Annotated in this window: 12 protein-coding genes; 10 read left to right on the forward strand and 2 right to left on the reverse strand. The window is 73.0% G+C overall.

Annotated elements, in window-relative coordinates; translation table 11 throughout:
- The first annotated feature begins 167 nt into the window (after positions 1-167).
- Positions 168-1,346 carry a cystathionine gamma-synthase gene (locus BM242_RS01795; protein ID WP_093836792.1) on the forward strand — a complete coding sequence of 393 codons (1,179 nt, stop codon included), beginning with the start codon at positions 168-170 and terminating at the stop codon, positions 1,344-1,346.
- Between the two features lie 263 nt (positions 1,347-1,609).
- On the opposite strand, the gene BM242_RS01800 is transcribed toward BM242_RS01795, so the two are convergent.
- Positions 1,610-2,101: a MarR family winged helix-turn-helix transcriptional regulator gene (locus BM242_RS01800; protein ID WP_093836793.1), complete on the reverse strand. Its 492-nt coding sequence runs from the start codon at positions 2,099-2,101 to the stop codon at positions 1,610-1,612.
- A gap of 262 nt (positions 2,102-2,363) precedes the next feature.
- Between BM242_RS01800 and ilvA the strand changes: the two genes are divergently transcribed.
- The 5 genes from ilvA (at position 2,364) to BM242_RS29120 (ending at position 9,521) form a co-directional block, all read left to right on the forward strand.
- Positions 2,364-3,659, forward strand: coding sequence for a threonine ammonia-lyase (gene ilvA, locus BM242_RS01805; protein WP_093836794.1), 1,296 nt, complete (start codon positions 2,364-2,366; stop codon positions 3,657-3,659).
- A gap of 209 nt (positions 3,660-3,868) precedes the next feature.
- A complete protein-coding gene (locus BM242_RS01810) occupies positions 3,869-4,921 on the forward strand; it encodes an ATP-binding cassette domain-containing protein (protein WP_093836795.1) in 1,053 nt (350 codons plus the stop codon).
- Positions 4,918-5,784, forward strand: coding sequence for an ABC transporter permease (locus BM242_RS01815; protein ID WP_093836796.1), 867 nt, complete (start codon positions 4,918-4,920; stop codon positions 5,782-5,784). The genes BM242_RS01810 and BM242_RS01815 overlap by 4 nt, the downstream gene beginning before the upstream one ends.
- A gap of 239 nt (positions 5,785-6,023) precedes the next feature.
- The gene (locus BM242_RS01820) at positions 6,024-9,278 is read left to right on the forward strand and encodes a tetratricopeptide repeat protein (RefSeq protein WP_245833740.1); all 3,255 of its coding nucleotides are present in this window, start codon (positions 6,024-6,026) and stop codon (positions 9,276-9,278) included.
- Positions 9,279-9,344: 66 nt separating this feature from the next.
- Positions 9,345-9,521: a hypothetical protein gene (locus BM242_RS29120; protein WP_175541206.1), complete on the forward strand. Its 177-nt coding sequence runs from the start codon at positions 9,345-9,347 to the stop codon at positions 9,519-9,521.
- An 88-nt stretch (positions 9,522-9,609) separates the two neighbouring features.
- On the opposite strand, the gene mca is transcribed toward BM242_RS29120, so the two are convergent.
- Positions 9,610-10,485: a mycothiol conjugate amidase Mca gene (gene mca, locus BM242_RS01825; protein WP_093836797.1), complete on the reverse strand. Its 876-nt coding sequence runs from the start codon at positions 10,483-10,485 to the stop codon at positions 9,610-9,612.
- 203 nt (positions 10,486-10,688) lie between these two features.
- Here mca and BM242_RS01830 point away from each other — a divergent pair, with 203 nt between their 5' ends.
- From BM242_RS01830 to BM242_RS01845, 4 genes are all read left to right on the forward strand, one after another.
- Positions 10,689-11,102, forward strand: a complete 414-nt coding sequence (locus tag BM242_RS01830) for a DUF4307 domain-containing protein (protein WP_093836798.1) — start codon at positions 10,689-10,691, stop codon at positions 11,100-11,102.
- A gap of 263 nt (positions 11,103-11,365) precedes the next feature.
- Positions 11,366-11,863 (forward strand): transcription elongation factor GreA, encoded by a 498-nt coding sequence (gene greA, locus BM242_RS01835; protein ID WP_093836799.1) that lies wholly within the window; start codon positions 11,366-11,368, stop codon positions 11,861-11,863.
- 149 nt (positions 11,864-12,012) lie between these two features.
- Entirely contained in the window at positions 12,013-13,119 is a 1,107-nt protein-coding gene (locus BM242_RS01840) for a hypothetical protein (RefSeq protein WP_139238239.1), read from the forward strand.
- A gap of 69 nt (positions 13,120-13,188) precedes the next feature.
- Positions 13,189-15,216, forward strand: a complete 2,028-nt coding sequence (locus BM242_RS01845; RefSeq protein WP_093836801.1) for a thioredoxin domain-containing protein — start codon at positions 13,189-13,191, stop codon at positions 15,214-15,216.
- The last annotated feature ends 157 nt before the right edge of the window (positions 15,217-15,373 follow it).

Raw genomic sequence — 15,373 nt, forward strand, 5'->3', positions numbered from 1 at the left:
TGGAGACGACAGGGACGGCGGGGCGGGCAGGAACGGGCAGGAACGGGCAGGGGCGGCGAGGCGGCGGCGGCACCGCCGCCGACACACGGTACGGCAGCGCCGGCCCGGTCCGGCGGTGCGGCCGGTCGCCGTCCTCTCTCCACGGTACGGCGGACTACGGTGGTGCCATGCAACCGCAGCAGCAGGAAACCGGCGGCGACCGGCCGCGCTTCGAGACTCTCGCCATCCACGCCGGCCAGGAGCCGGACACCGTCACCGGCGCGGTGGTGCCGCCGATCTATCAGGTCTCGACCTACAAACAGGACGGCGTCGGCGGCCTGCGCGGCGGCTACGAGTACAGCCGTTCCGCCAATCCCACCCGTACCGCGCTGGAGGAGAACCTCGCCGCGCTGGAGGGCGGGCGCCGCGGGCTGGCCTTCGCCTCCGGCCTGGCGGCCGAGGACTGTCTGCTGCGCGCCCTGCTCCGGCCCGGTGATCATCTGGTGATCCCGGACGACGCCTACGGCGGCACGTTCCGGCTGATCGCCAGGGTGGTGGAGCGGTGGGGCGTGAGCTGGACGGTCGCCCGCACCTCTGACCCGGAGCAGGTGCGGGCCGCGCTTCGCCCCGAGACCAGGCTGGTCTGGGTGGAGACGCCGTCCAATCCGCTGCTGGGCATCACGGATCTGGCGCTGGTGGCGGATCTCGCCCGGTCCGCCGGGGCCCGGCTGGTGGTGGACAACACCTTTGCCAGCCCCTACCTCCAGCAGCCGCTGGCGCTGGGCGCCGATGTGGTGGTGCACTCGACCACCAAGTACATGGGCGGGCACTCGGACGTGGTGGGCGGCGCGCTGGTCACCGCGGACGAGGCGCTGGGCGAGGAGCTGGCTTTTCACCAGAACGCCATGGGCGGGGTGGCCGGGCCGTTCGACGCCTGGCTGGTGCTGCGCGGCATCAAGACCCTGGCGGTGCGGATGGACCGGCACTGCGCCAATGCCGCCCGGGTGGCGGAGATGCTGGCGGCGCATCCGCGGGTGACCCGGGTGTACTACCCGGGCCTGGAGTCACACCCGGGTCATGAGACCGCGGCAAAGCAGATGCGCGGCTTCGGCGGCATGGTGTCGTTCCGGGTCGCGGGCGGGGAGGAGGCCGCGGTGGAGGTGTGCGACCGGACGCGGGTGTTCACGCTGGGCGAGTCGCTGGGCGGGGTGGAGTCGCTGATCGAGCATCCGGGCCGGATGACGCATGCCTCCGCGGCGGGTACGGCGCTGGAGGTGCCGGCGGATCTGGTGCGGCTGTCGGTGGGGATCGAGGCGGCGGAGGATCTGCTGGACGATCTCGGCCGGGCCCTCGGCGCGCTCGGCTGACCGGGCGCCGGGCGCCGGGCCCGCCGGGCCCGCGGGGGAGGGCGGCGGCACACGCGAGGGCCGGCGGTGCGGGGCTGAGTCCGGGCCGCCGGCCCTGTCCTCCGGGTGCGGTCCGGCCCGTGCCGCCGCCGCATCGGCGGCCGGATCGTCCTGTCCCGGTGTGCGTCGTGTGTTCGGTGTTTCCGGTGATTCCTGTGCTGTGGTGTCCGTGCCGCCGGCCGTGAGCGGTGGGCCGGGGCCCGGGGCGTCCGGTCGTGCCGGGGCTACTCGGGCAGGGTGTAGTTGTTCTGCCACTCGGCCACGGCGGTGTTGAACCGGGTGAGCAGCTCGCGGAAGACCTCTCGCTCGTCATCCGACCAGTGCTCGGTGAGCCGGGTCATCAGCTTGCAGCGCGAACGCCGCACCTCCGCCAGGCGCACACTGCCCCGGGGGGAGAGCTGAAGGACGACGGCCCGCCCGTCGTCGGGGTCGGCGGTACGGGTGACCAGCCCCGATTCGACCAGCGGGGCGACCTGCCGGGTAACGGTCGAGGAGTCGATGCCCATCCCGGCGGCCAGGGCCTTGACCCCGGTCGGGCCTTGCTGGTCGAGCTTGCTGAGCAGCAGGTAGGCGGCGCGGTCCATGGAGTTGCGGGCGGGACCCAGACCGCCGAGGCGGGTCTGCTCCGCGCGCCGGGCGAAGATCGCCACCTCGTGCTGGAGCGCGTCGAGCTGGGGACTGATCTGGTCCTGGGGTGCAGTTGCTTCAGGCTTCATTTCCAACGGTTGCGTTAGGAGGGGTGAGGGTAGAAGAAGAGTTTGTGTGCGGTGCGCCACAGAGTACGCGCCGCAGACCATGCGCGGACACCGTTGCGTAAACCTCTGACAACACCATTCGATAACTGGACTGGCCCGGCAACGAAATGGTCGCCTTGGAACGTTTCGGATGGTTGCTGAGAGGGTTTCCGGGGCGGGGCGCGGCAGGGGACGGCGCCGGCGCGGCCGGGTCCGCGGGCGGGGCGGCTGCCAGACTGGCCGCATGGCTGCGAATTCCGCGAACCCCGCGAGCGACGCCCCGGGCGCCACCCGTGCCCCCGCCTCCGCCGCGCTTTCCGCCACCCCCGGCCCGCTCGCCCCGCCGGGCCTGGAGGAGATTCTCGCCGCCCAGAAGGCGCTGGCCTCGGTGGCCCGGGTCACGGCCCTGGAGGGCAGCCGCCATCTGAGCCGGCTGATCTCCGCGCCGGTGCATCTGAAGTGCGAAAACCTCCAGCGCACGGGCTCTTTCAAGATCCGCGGCGCCTACACCAGGATCGCCGCGCTGGGGCCGCGGGAGCGGGCCCGGGGGGTGGTGGCGGCCAGTGCCGGCAACCATGCCCAGGGGGTGGCCCTGGCGGCCACCCTGCTCGGGGTCCGGGCCACCGTCTTCATGCCCATGGGGGCGGCGCTGCCCAAGGTCGCCGCTACCCGGGAGTACGGCGCGGATGTGCGACTGCATGGTCATGTGGTGGACGAGACCCTTGCGGCGGCACAGGAGTATGCCCAGGAAACAGGTGCAGTCTTCATTCACCCCTTTGATCATCCCGATGTGATCGCGGGGCAGGGGACCATCGGTCTGGAAATCCTGGAGCAGTGCCCCGAGGTGCGGACCATCGTGCTGGGCATGGGCGGCGGCGGGCTGGCCGCCGGGGTGGCACTGGCGGTGAAGTCGTTGCGTCCCGATGTCGCGGTGGTGGGTGTGCAGGCGGCGGGCGCCGCCGCCTACCCGCCCTCGCTGGCCGCCGGTCGTCCGGTGGCGCTGGACTCGGCCGCCACCATGGCGGACGGCATCCGGGTGGCGCGCCCCGGCGACGTTCCCTTCAAAATCGTTGGCGCACTCCTCGACGACGTCCGTACCGTTACCGAGGACGAGCTCTCCAGCGCTCTGCTGCTGTGCCTGGAGCGGGCGAAGCTGGTGGTGGAGCCGGCCGGGGCAAGCCCGGTGGCGGCCCTGCTGTCGGCGCCGGAGGCGTTCGACGGGCCGGTGGTGGCGGTGCTCTCCGGGGGCAATGTCGATCCGCTGGTGCTTCAGCGCACGCTGCGCCACGGCATGGCGGCGGCGGGCCGGTATCTGTCGCTGCGGCTGCGGCTGCCGGACCGTCCCGGGGTGCTCGCGGCGCTGCTCGGGGAATTGTCAGTGGCCGACGCTAACGTCCTGTCCGTCAATCATGTGCGGACGGATCCGCGGCTGCGGATGGACGAGGCGGAGGTGGAGCTCCAGCTCGAAACGCAGGGCCATGAGCACTGCGCGGAGGTGACGGCCGCCCTGCACCGGGCGGGTTACACGGTGCTCGGCTGAGCCGTCGGCCGGGCCGCCCACGGGGGTGGCGGCCCGGCCGGGCGGCCGTTCCGCGGGCGCTCCGTCTTGCGTATAACGTCTTGCGTATAACGCGATACATCGCGATAGTGTAAAGTGGCGGCGCCGCCCGGCCCGGGTGAGCCTGAAACCGCCGACCGGGCCGGACAACCCGGGCAAACCATTCTTCAGACCCCCAACCGGGAGAACTCATGCCAGGCGCCATATACGCCGAGGGCCTTGTCAAAACCTTCGGCGATGTCAAGGCACTGGACGGCGTAGACATCGACGTACCAGAGGGCACCGTGCTGGGCCTGCTCGGGCCGAACGGAGCCGGCAAGACCACCACCGTGCGGGTGCTCACCACCCTTCTGCGGCCCGACAGCGGCCGGGCCGAAGTGGCGGGCATCGACGTGCTCAGGCACCCCAACGAGGTGCGCCGCTCGATCGGCCTGTCCGGCCAGTTCGCCGCCGTGGACGAATACCTGACCGGCCTGGAGAACCTCCAGATGGTCGGCCAGCTCTACCAGCTTCCCGCGAAGCAGGCCCGGCAGCGTGCCGAGGAACTGCTGGAGCGGTTCAACCTCACCGACGCGGCCGGCCGCATCGCCAAGACCTACTCCGGCGGCATGCGCCGCCGCCTGGACCTGGCCGCCGCCCTGGTGGTCAGTCCGCCGGTGATGTTCATGGACGAGCCCACCACCGGCCTGGACCCGCGCAACCGGCAGGGGCTGTGGGAGGTCATCCAGGAACTGGTGGCGGGGGGCACCACCCTCCTCCTCACCACCCAGTACCTGGAGGAGGCCGACCACCTGGCCGACACCATCGCCGTGGTGGACCACGGCCGGATCATCGCCCGCGGCACCTCCGACCAGCTCAAGGACCAGACCGGCGGCGATGTGGTGGAGGTCGTGGTGCACGAGCGCGAGCACATCCCGGTGGCCACCGAGATCCTGGAGCGGCTCGGCGAGGGCGAGGCCAAGCTGGAGGGCCACACCCGCAAGCTGACCGTGCCCGCGGCCGGCGGCGCCAAGCTGCTCGCCGAGGTCATCCGCGAACTCGACTCCCGGGGCGTGCCCATCGACGACATCGGGCTGCGCCGTCCCACCCTGGACGACGTCTTCCTCTCCCTGACCGGACACACCGCCGAGGACGCCGAGGACGGGGAGAGCGGCGAAGGCGGCGAAGGCGGGCACGGCAAGGGCGCCCGGGGCAGGGGAGCGAAGGCCGCCAAGGGCGCGGCGAAGGAGAAGGTGACCAAGTGACCACCACCACCGAGCGGCCCTCGGCCGCCCCGGCCCCGGTGCCCGGGAACATCGGCATCGGCCAGACCGTGCACGACTCCCTGGTGATCGCCAAGCGGAACCTGCTGCGCATGATGCGGATTCCCGAAGTGGTGATCTTCGGGCTCATCCAGCCGGTGATGTTCGTCGTGCTGTTCAGTTATGTCTTCGGCGGTTCCATCAACATCCCGGGCGCCGGCCTGGACGCGAGCGCCTACCGGGAGTTTCTGATGGGCGGCATCTTCGCGCAGACCGTCACCTTCGCGGTGGCCGGTCCCAGCATCGGCATCGCCGAGGACATGAGCAAGGGCATCGTGGACCGGTTCCGCTCCCTGCCCATCGCCCGCGGCGCCGTGCTCACCGGGCGCACCTTCGCCGACCTGGTGCAGACCGCGCTGATCCTGCTGGTGCTGGCGGTGGTGGCGTTCCTGGTCGGCTGGCGCATCCACGAGGGGCCGCTCAAGGCGCTCGCCGCCTTCGGGGTGCTGCTCCTTCTGGGCTATGCCTTCACCTGGATCGGCGCGCTGATCGGCCAGTCCGTGCGCACCCCGGAGGCGGCCGGATCGGCCGGGCTGATCTGGCTGTTCCCGCTGACCTTCATCTCGGTGGCGTTCGTGCCCTCGGAGAACATGCCGGGCTGGCTGCAGCCGGTCGCCGAGTACAACCCGTTCAGCGCCGTGGTGATGGCGGTGCGGGATCTGTTCGGCAATCTGCCCCAGGGGTACCAGCCGCCCGACGCCTGGCCGCTGCAGCACCCGGTGCTGGCCTCGGTGATCTACTCGGTGCTGATCATCGTGGTGTTCCGCACCCTGGCGGTCCGCAAGTACAAGAGCAACGCCGGCTGAACCCCGGCACCACCGGGCCCTCTGCCACGACGGCCCCGCCGCGCGCCCCGGCGCCCGGCGGGGCCGTCCCCGTGTCCGTGGCCGTGTCCGGCGTGCGGGCGTGCGTGCGTGCGAACGTGAACAACTACCCACCGTGCGGCCCCTCATCCGCGTCCAAGCCTCAAACCGGGCTCAAAATCAGCTTGATTGACCAATCCAGAGGGAACGCCTCCTGCACGGGAGACGCAGAGGGGGAAGCGATGGCCCAGTTGGAGATGACCGAGCGGCACCGGGCCGATGTGGAACGGCTGCTCGTCCGGGCGGTGGAGGAGGAGGTGCGCCGCTCCGGCGACACCGTCGACGGACGGCTGCTGCTGCGCCGGGCCCGCGACGCCATGGCCGACATCGTGCGCCCGGCCGCCGAGGAGTGGGAGCACTACCGCCAGGCCGAGATCGCCCACGCCCCCGGACGGCTGGCCGAGCGCTTCAACGGCCGCGCGCTCGGCGGCCTCACCGCCGCCGCGCTGGCCGCCGCGCTGGCCGCGCTGCTGCTGATCGGCCGCCACACCGACGCCGGCCCGGCCTTCTCCGGCGCCGCCATGGTCGCCCTGGCCGCCTTCCTCGGCTTCAGCTGCCAGGCGGCGCTCGCCCACCTGTGGTCCGCCGAGTCCCAGGCCGGCCGCCGCCACCAGCCCGGCGGCGTGGAACAGCTCCGGCTGAGCTGGCTGACCGCCGCGGAGGTCCGCGGCATCCGGCCGTGGATGGAACAGCAGCGGGTGACCGCCCCGCGCCGCGCCGACACCCCGGCCGGCGAACCGCCCCGCCGCACCAGGCCCAGCCGCGGCGGTGCCGCCCGCACCCGCGCGGTGCTGGCCAAGTCCTTCGACCGCCTTCCCGACCGCGGCCGGCCCTTCATCGGCCGGCACCGCGAGCTCGCCCGGATCACCCAGTGGGTGCATCGCGACCGGGCCCGTACCGACACCCGGCCCACCGTGGTGGTGCTGCACGGCCCCTCCGGCTCGGGCCGCACCATGCTCGCCCGCTGGGCCGCGCACGACATGCGGGAACTGTTCCGCGGCGCCTGCCTGGTCGATCTGCGCGGCCAGAGCCAGGACCCGCTGCCCACCCGGGACGCCGTGCTGCATCTGCTCAACCGGCTCGGCGCCCCGCGGGAACAGCTCCTCTTCCGGGAGGGCGGCGGCCCCGGCGGCGAGCAGCAGCGGCTGCGCCGCCTGCTGGAGCGCTACCACCAGCACCTCACCGACCTCAGCGTGGTGATCATCCTGGACGACGCCACCGACGCGGAGCAGGTCCGCGCCCTGGTGCCGGAGCGCTCCAACTCCCTGGTGCTGGTCACCGCCGAGCAGCCGCTCACCCTCGGTCCCGGCCTGCACGCCTCCGTGCACCAGCTGCCGCTCGGCGCCCTGGACCGGCCGGACGCCGAGGCCCTGCTGCGGGCCGCGGCCGGGCCCGAGGCAACCGGCCCGGACACCCCCTCCGGCGACCCCGCCTGGGAGCGGGTGATCGGGCTGTGCGACGCCCGTCCGCTGCTGCTGCACCTGGCCGGCGCCGCCCTGGACCACCGCACCCCGGCAGCCCTCGCCGCCGGCCTGGAGGCATACGGACCGGCCGCCGGCGGCATCGACCCGGTGGAGCGCACCCTGCGGCTGCGCTACGCCGACCAGTCCGAGCCCGCCCGCCGGCTGCTGCGCCGGCTCGCCCTGGTGGGACGCGCCAGCCTCGGTGCCCGGGCCGCCGCCGCCCTGCTGGACACCTCCCAGGCGGAGGGCGCCCGCCGGCTGGAGGAGCTGACCCGCGCCGGGCTGCTGCGCAATGTCCGCGGCAACCGCTACCGGCTGCACGACCTGGTGCGCCGCTTCGCCCGCGCCCGGATGCGGGACGAGGAGAACCCGCGGGAGCGCGTCGCCGCCCAGGAACGGCTCATCCGCAGCTATGCCGAGCTCGCCGACACCGTCATCCGGCTCGTCGACGGCAACACCTCCACCCGGGCCGGCCTGCTGCCCGCGGCGGCCGGCGGCCACGGCTTCAAGTCCCTGGACGCCGCCCTGAGCTGGCTGGACGACGAGACCAGCTTCATCACCGCCACCCTGCGCCATGCCGACCCGGCCGTGGACCGGGAGGTCGTCCAGCATCTGCTGGGCGCGCTGTGCGACTACTGCCTGCTGCGCGGCGACCTCTACCGGCTGGGCGAGCTCAACGAACTCACCCAGGCCATCAACCAGTCCATGCTCACCCGCTCGGTCAAATGGCGCACCGGCGTGGCCGAGCGGCAGCTCGGCGAACTGGACAAGGCCCGCACCACGCTCTCCACGGTGGTCGATCTCTACCAGGCGGCACACAACGAGCCCGGCGCCGCCCGGGCGCTGCGCGATCTGGGCATCACCCTCCAGCACCAGGGCTCCCTGCCGCAGGCCGGGGAGAAACTCGGCGAGGCCCTGGAGTTCCAGCGCGGCGAGCGCCTGGCCGGCGACCGGGCCTGGACCCTGCACGCCCTGGCCGCGGTGGAACGGGAACGCGGCCGGGTGGTCTCGGCCTCGGCGCTGCTCGCCGAATCCCTGGAACTGCACCGGGCCAGCGGCAGCGTGCACGGCGAGGCCTGGGCGCGGTTCCAGCTCGGCCAGAACCTGCTGCGCCGCGGCGCCCCGGCCGAGGCCGGGGCCGAGCTGCGGGAGTCCCTGGCGCTCTACGAGCAGTCCCGGGACCCGCGCGGCCAGGCCTGGGCGCTCACCCAGCTCGGCGTCGTCCGTATCCACGAGGGCGAGGCCACCGCGGCGGCCGAGGAACTGCGCGCCGCCATCGCCCGCCACCGGGAGAACGAGGACGCGCGCGGCGAGGCCTGGGCGCTGTACAACCTGGGCCAGGCCCTGGAGGACTCCGGCGACCCGGAGGGCGCCGTCCGCACCCTGGAGGCGGCCCGCACCATGTTCAGCCGGATGCCGGACAGCTACGGCCTGGCCGCGGCCCGGCACCACTCGGGCCGGGTGACCCGGGACCTGCGGGCCGAGGCCACCGGCTCACTGCGCAACAGCGGCTTCGCCCGGCAGCTGCTCACCGACGCCCGCCGTGACTTCCGGCGCTCCGGCGCCCCGCACGGGGAGGCCTGGTCGGCCGCGGAACTGGTCGTCATCGAGGCCGGCAACGAGCGCTTCGCCGCCGCCCTGGACCTGGCCGGCCAGGCGCTGGCGCTGTTCACCGAGGGCTATGGCGAGGGCCGGCCCGACCGGCGCGGCGCCGACTGGGCGGCCTTCCTGCGCTGCACCCTGCTGCCGCTGGCCTCGCCCGGCGGCTCCGAGGTCGGGCAGGCCGTGGCCCAGCAGGAACTCCAGCAGCTTCTCGCCGCCGACCACCCCCTGCGCGACCCCCGGCTGGCCGATGCCGCCGAGACCTACGGCCTGATGCTGGAACGCGGCCAGGGCCCGGAGGACGGCTGGCCCGCCTGGCGCCTGGGCATGGTCCCCCGGCGCGCCGCCCGGGATGTCCTCGCCGTCCTGTGACCTGGGGCGTGAAAGGGATTCCGGGGTGGTTGCGGCGGCCGGGGGCGGAGGGGGGACAATGGCGGTATGAGTGAGCTTGTACCCCTGGCGGCACGTGAGCTGAACGAGTACACCGTCACCCCCGGCGTGCTCGGGTTCATCGTGTTCGCCGTGATGGGCGTGGCCGTCTGGCTGCTGCTGAAGTCGATGACCCGGCAGCTCAACAAGATCGACTTCAAGGAGCGGGACCGCGAGGAGCACTGACCCGCCCGGGGAGCCCGCCTCCATTCCGGCCCCTCCTCCTCCCGTCCTCCTCCCGTCCTCCTCCCGGCCGCCCGGGGAGCCCGCCGGCTCAGAGCCGCTCGCGGACCCCGGCGAACAGATCCGACTCGGGGACCGATGTCTCCACCAGGCTCTTGGCCAGCTCGTACTCCTCGGTGGGCCAGACCTCCTGCTGGATCTCCATCGGCACCGCGAACCAGCCGCCGTCCGGATCGATCTGGGTGCGGTGCGCCAGCAGCGCCTTGTCCCGGACGGGGAAGAACTCCGAGCAGGGAACGAAGGTCGTCAGGGTGCGTTCCTTGCGGCTGAACTCGTCCCACCGCTTCAGCCACTCGCCGTAGGGCGAATCCAGCCCGCGCTCCAGCAGCGCGTTGTGCAGCGTCTCGGTGCGGGGGCGGTTGAAGCCCTGGTTGTAGTAGAGCTTCAGCGGCTGCCAGGGCTCCCCGGTCCCGGGATACCGTTCCGGGTCCCCCGCGGCATCGAAGGCCACCATGGTGATCTTGTGGGTCATGATGTGATCGGGATGCGGATAGCCGCCGTTCTCGTCGTAGGTGGTGATCACATGCGGCCGGAACGCACGGATCTGCCGCACCAGCGGCCCGGCCGCCTCGGCCACGTCCTGCAGGGCGAAGCAGCCCTCGGGCAGCGGGGGCAGCGGATCGCCCTCCGGCAGCCCGGAGTCCACAAAGCCCAGCCATTCCTGCTGCACGCCGAGAATGTCCCGCGCCTCCGCCATCTCACGGGCGCGCACCTCGTGAATATTGGCCTCGATGTAGGCGTCTCCCTGCAGCTTGGGGTTCAGGATCGATCCCCGCTCGCCGCCCGTGCACGTCACCACCAGTACGTCGACACCCTCGGCGACGTACTTCGCCATCGTCGCGGCGCCCTTGCTCGATTCGTCGTCGGGGTGCGCGTGCACCGCCATGAGCCGAAGCTGCTCAGTCAAGGCTCGGTCCCTGTCGTCTCGCGGTCCTGGAAGGGCCGGTCCGGTCGGCGGTGCCCGGCCACTGGCTTCTATAGTTGCGGAAGGGTCTGACAACAGGCACAGCGCCCGTTCCGCCGGCCGTATTCCGGTTTCTGTATCCCGGGGCACCCCGGCGGTGCCCGGCCGCACCGCGGTGTTCCGCCCCTCCGTCCCAGGAAGTGATCATGCCGACCGCTCAGCAGCAGCCGCCGCACGGCCGGTACGGCCGTCCGGCCGGCACGGCCGCCCGTACCGACCGGCGGCTGAAGGCCGTGGGCGCGGCGCTGGGGGCCCTGCTGACCGCCGGGCTGGCCTGGGCCGGCTGGGCCCATGTCACCGGAAACCCGGTCTCCGGGGAACTCACCGGCTTCCAGGTACTCTCGGACACCGAGGTCGAGGCCAGCATCCAGGTGCGCAAGCCGGCCGGCACGGTCGCCCTGTGCACCGTCCGGTCACAGGCGGTGGACGGCCTGGAGGTCGGCCGGGCCGAGTTCCGCTTCGAGGACGACGCGGACCAGGTGCACCGGGCGGTCACCCTGAAGACCATCGGGCGGGCCACCACCGCGGAGCTGCTCGGCTGTACCGCGGCCCCGGACTGAGCCGCCCAGCCTCCGCCGGCCATCCGCCGGGCCCGGTCCGGCCTGGAGTCCGGCACTCCGGGTACCCGGAGCATCCCCCTGTGGACCTGCCGCTTTTCGACCACAGGTCACCGGTTTGCGTCTGGTCCCGGAGGGTAATTCTTCCGAAACTCGATCAGCCTTCGTTATGATCGATGTTTCGCCCACCCGGAAACACAGTCCAGGCGACGACGTCATCCGGGGCGGGCGTTGCTTTTAGCAGAACACGTACCCGAGGAGCACTTGTGACCCAGACCAGCGAAAACGTTACCTGGCTGACCCAGGAGGCGTTCAACCAGCTCAAGAGCGAGCTGGAGTATCTGGAGGGTCCTGCACGCACCGAGATCGCGAAGAAGATCGAAGCGGCTCGCGAGGAAGGCGACCTGAAGGAGAACGCCGGCTATCACGCGGCCAAGGAGGAGCAGGGCAAGCAGGAGGCGCGTGTGCGCCAGCTCCGCCAGTTGCTGGAACGCGCCAAGGTCGGCGAGGCCCCCGCGGACACCGGTGTCGTGGCCCCCGGCATGGTGGTGACCGTCGCCTTCGACGGCGACGAGGACGACACCCTCACGTTCCTGCTCGCCTCCCGGGAGTTCGCGACCTCGGACATCGAGACCTACTCGCCGCAGTCCCCCATGGGCAGCGGGGTCAACGGCAAGAAGGTCGGCGAGGACGCGCACTACGAGCTCCCCAACGGCCGGCCGGCCATGGTGAAGATCCTGGAGGCCAAGCCCTACCAGGGCTGATCCCCTTCCCGCGGCCCCGGCCCGGCCGTTTCCACGGACCCCCCGGTGACCGGGTGCCGCCTCCCGCGGCACCCGGTCACCGCGCGTATACCTCCCCTCCGGTACGTTGACCGCACCGGCAGATGAGGACCGACGGGGGGATGGGCCGTATGCCGATGTATCGCAAGGGGGGTATCAGCCCCTGGCAGCCGGCGCTTCTGGGACTGCTGCTGACCGGGCTGGGAGTGGCGGTGCCCGCCGTCATGCTGCCGCCGGCGCTGGCGGACGGGCGGGCCTACGCCGCCGCCGCGCCGTGTCCCGGGGGAACCGCGGCGGTGGACCCGGCGGCGGACTGCCTGCTGACCCGGCAGGCCGCGGTGACCGGCAAGGACGTCACCGGCAGGGGCGACAACAAGAAGTACTTCCTGGTCCTCGGCTTCCCGGACGGCACCCGGCAGCGTGCGCAGCTCGGGAAGAACAGCCAGCAGAAGTTCGAGACGGGGGAGCCGGTCACCGTTGTCTCCTGGCGCCACGAGATACGGGAGATCACCACCCGCGACGGCGAGCGGCTGACCACCCGGGCCCACCCGGCCGGCGGGTACATCGCGCCGATGATGGTGGCCGTGCTGGCGACGCCGGTGGGCGGGTCGCTGCTGTGGATGGCGCACTGGCTGCGGCGGCTGCGGCGCACCGGCCGCAGTCCGGCGTCCGTCGGCCGCCGGCACACCTCGGTCCCGTTCGTGACCGCCGTGCTGTACGGATTCGCGGCGATGATCGCGGTCGCCCTCTCGCCGAGCGCCCCGGCCGCGGCGGCCGGCGCGGGCGGGGTGGCCGTCGGCGCGGTCCTGCTCGGCGCCCTGGCCTGGCGCCGGCAGCGGAACAAGGCCGGGCCGAAAGCGGCCGGGCTGCTGGCCGCCACCGGGGTCCGGGTTCCGGTGGCCGAGACGGTGATCCCCGCGCGGGTGTCGGGGGAGGTCCCCTACAGCCGTACCGACTGCGACCATCTGGTCCTCTCTCCGGCGGGCGTGGCCGTGACCTCCGACGGGCGGGGCAGGGGCCTGCGCATCCCGCTGCCGGGGTCCCTGGCATTTGTCCGGCTGCACCGCGGGGACGCGGTCGGCCGCATCGACGGCGTCGCCCGCCCGCTGCTGGTGGAGTGCCGCGACGGCGACCGCGAAGTGCTGATCGCCGCCGACCGGGGCCATGTGCCGTGGATTCTGGGCGCGCTGTGGCCACGGCTGCCGGGCGCCGCTCCCGCCGTGCCGCCGGGAAGCTGACGGGCGCGGTCCGCGGGGTCCGGCCGCGCAGACTGGGCCGGACGGACCGGATCATGCGACGATGCCGTTATGAATCGACTGGCCGACTCCCAGTCGCCCTATCTCCTCCAGCACGCGTCGAATCCAGTGGACTGGTGGCCCTGGGAGAAGGCGGCGTTCGACGAGGCGAAGCGGCGCGACGTCCCGGTACTGCTGTCAGTTGGTTACTCTTCGTGTCATTGGTGTCATGTGATGGCGCATGAGTCCTTCGAGGACGCGGAGGTCGCGGAGTACCTCAACGAGCGGTTCGTGGCCGTGAAGGTGGACCGCGAGGAGCGGCCCGATGTGGACTCCGTCTATATGGAGGCGGTGCAGGCCGCCACCGGGCACGGCGGCTGGCCGATGACCGTCTTCATGACCCCGGCCGGCGAGCCGTTCTACTTCGGCACCTATTTCCCGCCCGAGCCGCGGCACGGCATGCCCTCCTTCCGGCAGTTGCTGGCCGGGGTGCACAGCGCCTGGCAGGAGCGCCGGTCCGAGGTCGGCGAGGTGGCGGAGCGGATCACCCGGGAACTGGCCGGGCGCAGGCTGGGCTATGACGCGCCCCGCCCGCCCGAGGAGCGCGACCAGGCCGCCGCGCTGCTGATGCTGACCCGGGAGTTCGACGCGGCGCGCGGGGGCTTCGGCGGGGCGCCCAAGTTCCCGCCCTCGATGGTGCTGGAGTTCCTGCTGCGGCACCATGCGCGGACCGGGTCCGAGGGCGCGCTGGAGATGGTCGAACGCACCTGTGACGCCATGGCCCGCGGCGGCATCTACGACCAGCTCGGCGGCGGTTTCGCCCGCTATGCGGTGGACGCGGAATGGGTGGTCCCGCACTTCGAGAAGATGCTGTGGGACAACGCGCTGCTGTGCCGGGTCTACACCCATCTGTGGCGGGCGACCGGCTCCGCGGCGGCCCGGCGGGTGGCACTGGAGACCGCCGGTTTCCTGGTGCGGGAGCTGCGCACCGACGAGGGCGGCTTCGCCTCCGCGCTGGACGCGGACAGCGAGCCGGAGACCTCCGGCCGTCCGGAGGAGGGCGCGTACTACGTCTGGACGCCCGCGCAGTTGCGGGAGGCGCTGGGCGAGGAGGACGGACGGCGGGCGGCCGGGCTGTTCGGGGTGACGGAGCAGGGGACGTTCGAGCGGGGCGCCTCGGTGCTGCGGCTGCCGGGGGAGGAGGCCCCGGAGGAGCTGCGCGCCCGGCTGCTCGCCGCCCGCGAGCGGCGCCCGCGGCCCGGGCGGGACGACAAGGTGGTCGCCGCCTGGAACGGGCTGGCCATCGCCGCGCTGGCCGAGACCGGCGCCTGCTTCGACCGCCCCGACCTGGTGCAGGCGGCGGTGGCCGCGGCCGATCTGCTGGTCACCCGCCATCTCGACGAGCACGGCAGGCTGGTCCGCACCTCGCGGGACGGGGTGCCGGGCGCCGGGGCGGGCGTGCTGGAGGACTACGCCGATGTGGCCGAGGGCTTTCTCACCCTGTGCGGGGTGACCGGCGAGACGGCCTGGCTGGAGCTGGCGGGCACCCTGCTGGAAACCGTGCTGACCCGGTTCCGCGCCCCGGACGGTTCGCTGTTCGACACCGCGGACGACGCCGAGCGGCTGATCCGCCGTCCGCAGGACCCGACCGACAACGCCACCCCCTCCGGCTGGACGGCCGCGGCCGGTGCGCTGCTGTCCTATGCCGCGTACACCGGGAGCGAACGCCACCGGACCGCGGCCGAGGAGGCGCTGGGCATCGTCCGGGTGCTGGCCGGAAAGGCGCCGCGCTTCATCGGCTGGGGCCTGGCGGTGGCCGAGGCCGCGCTGGACGGGCCGCGGGAGGTGGCGCTGGTCGGGGCCGGGGACGACCCGCGGGCCGCGGCGCTGCACGCCGCCGCGCTGCGGGCCACGGCGCCGGGCGCGGTGATCGCGCTGGCCGAGCCGGACACCCCGGAGGAGGAGCGGCCGGCGCTGCTGCGCGACCGGGCGCCGCGCGGGGGCCGGGCCACCGCCTATGTCTGCCGCCGTTTCGTCTGCGCCGCCCCGGCCACCGACGCCGGCACGCTCACCGACCAGCTCACCCCGGCCGGGAGCTGACCGCCCGCCGCCGCCCGCCGCCGCGGGGCGCGCGGTGAAGCCCGCCGGGCCCGGGGGCCGCGGTGGTGACACAGGGGCGGCGGGACACACACCGGAAGCCATGGCGTGAACCGGCGGTAACACATCGAGTGGTGCTGCTCACCTGAGCATGAACTAG

The organism is Streptomyces aidingensis, assembly GCF_900112355.1.
GTDB lineage: Bacteria > Actinomycetota > Actinomycetes > Streptomycetales > Streptomycetaceae > Streptomyces > Streptomyces aidingensis.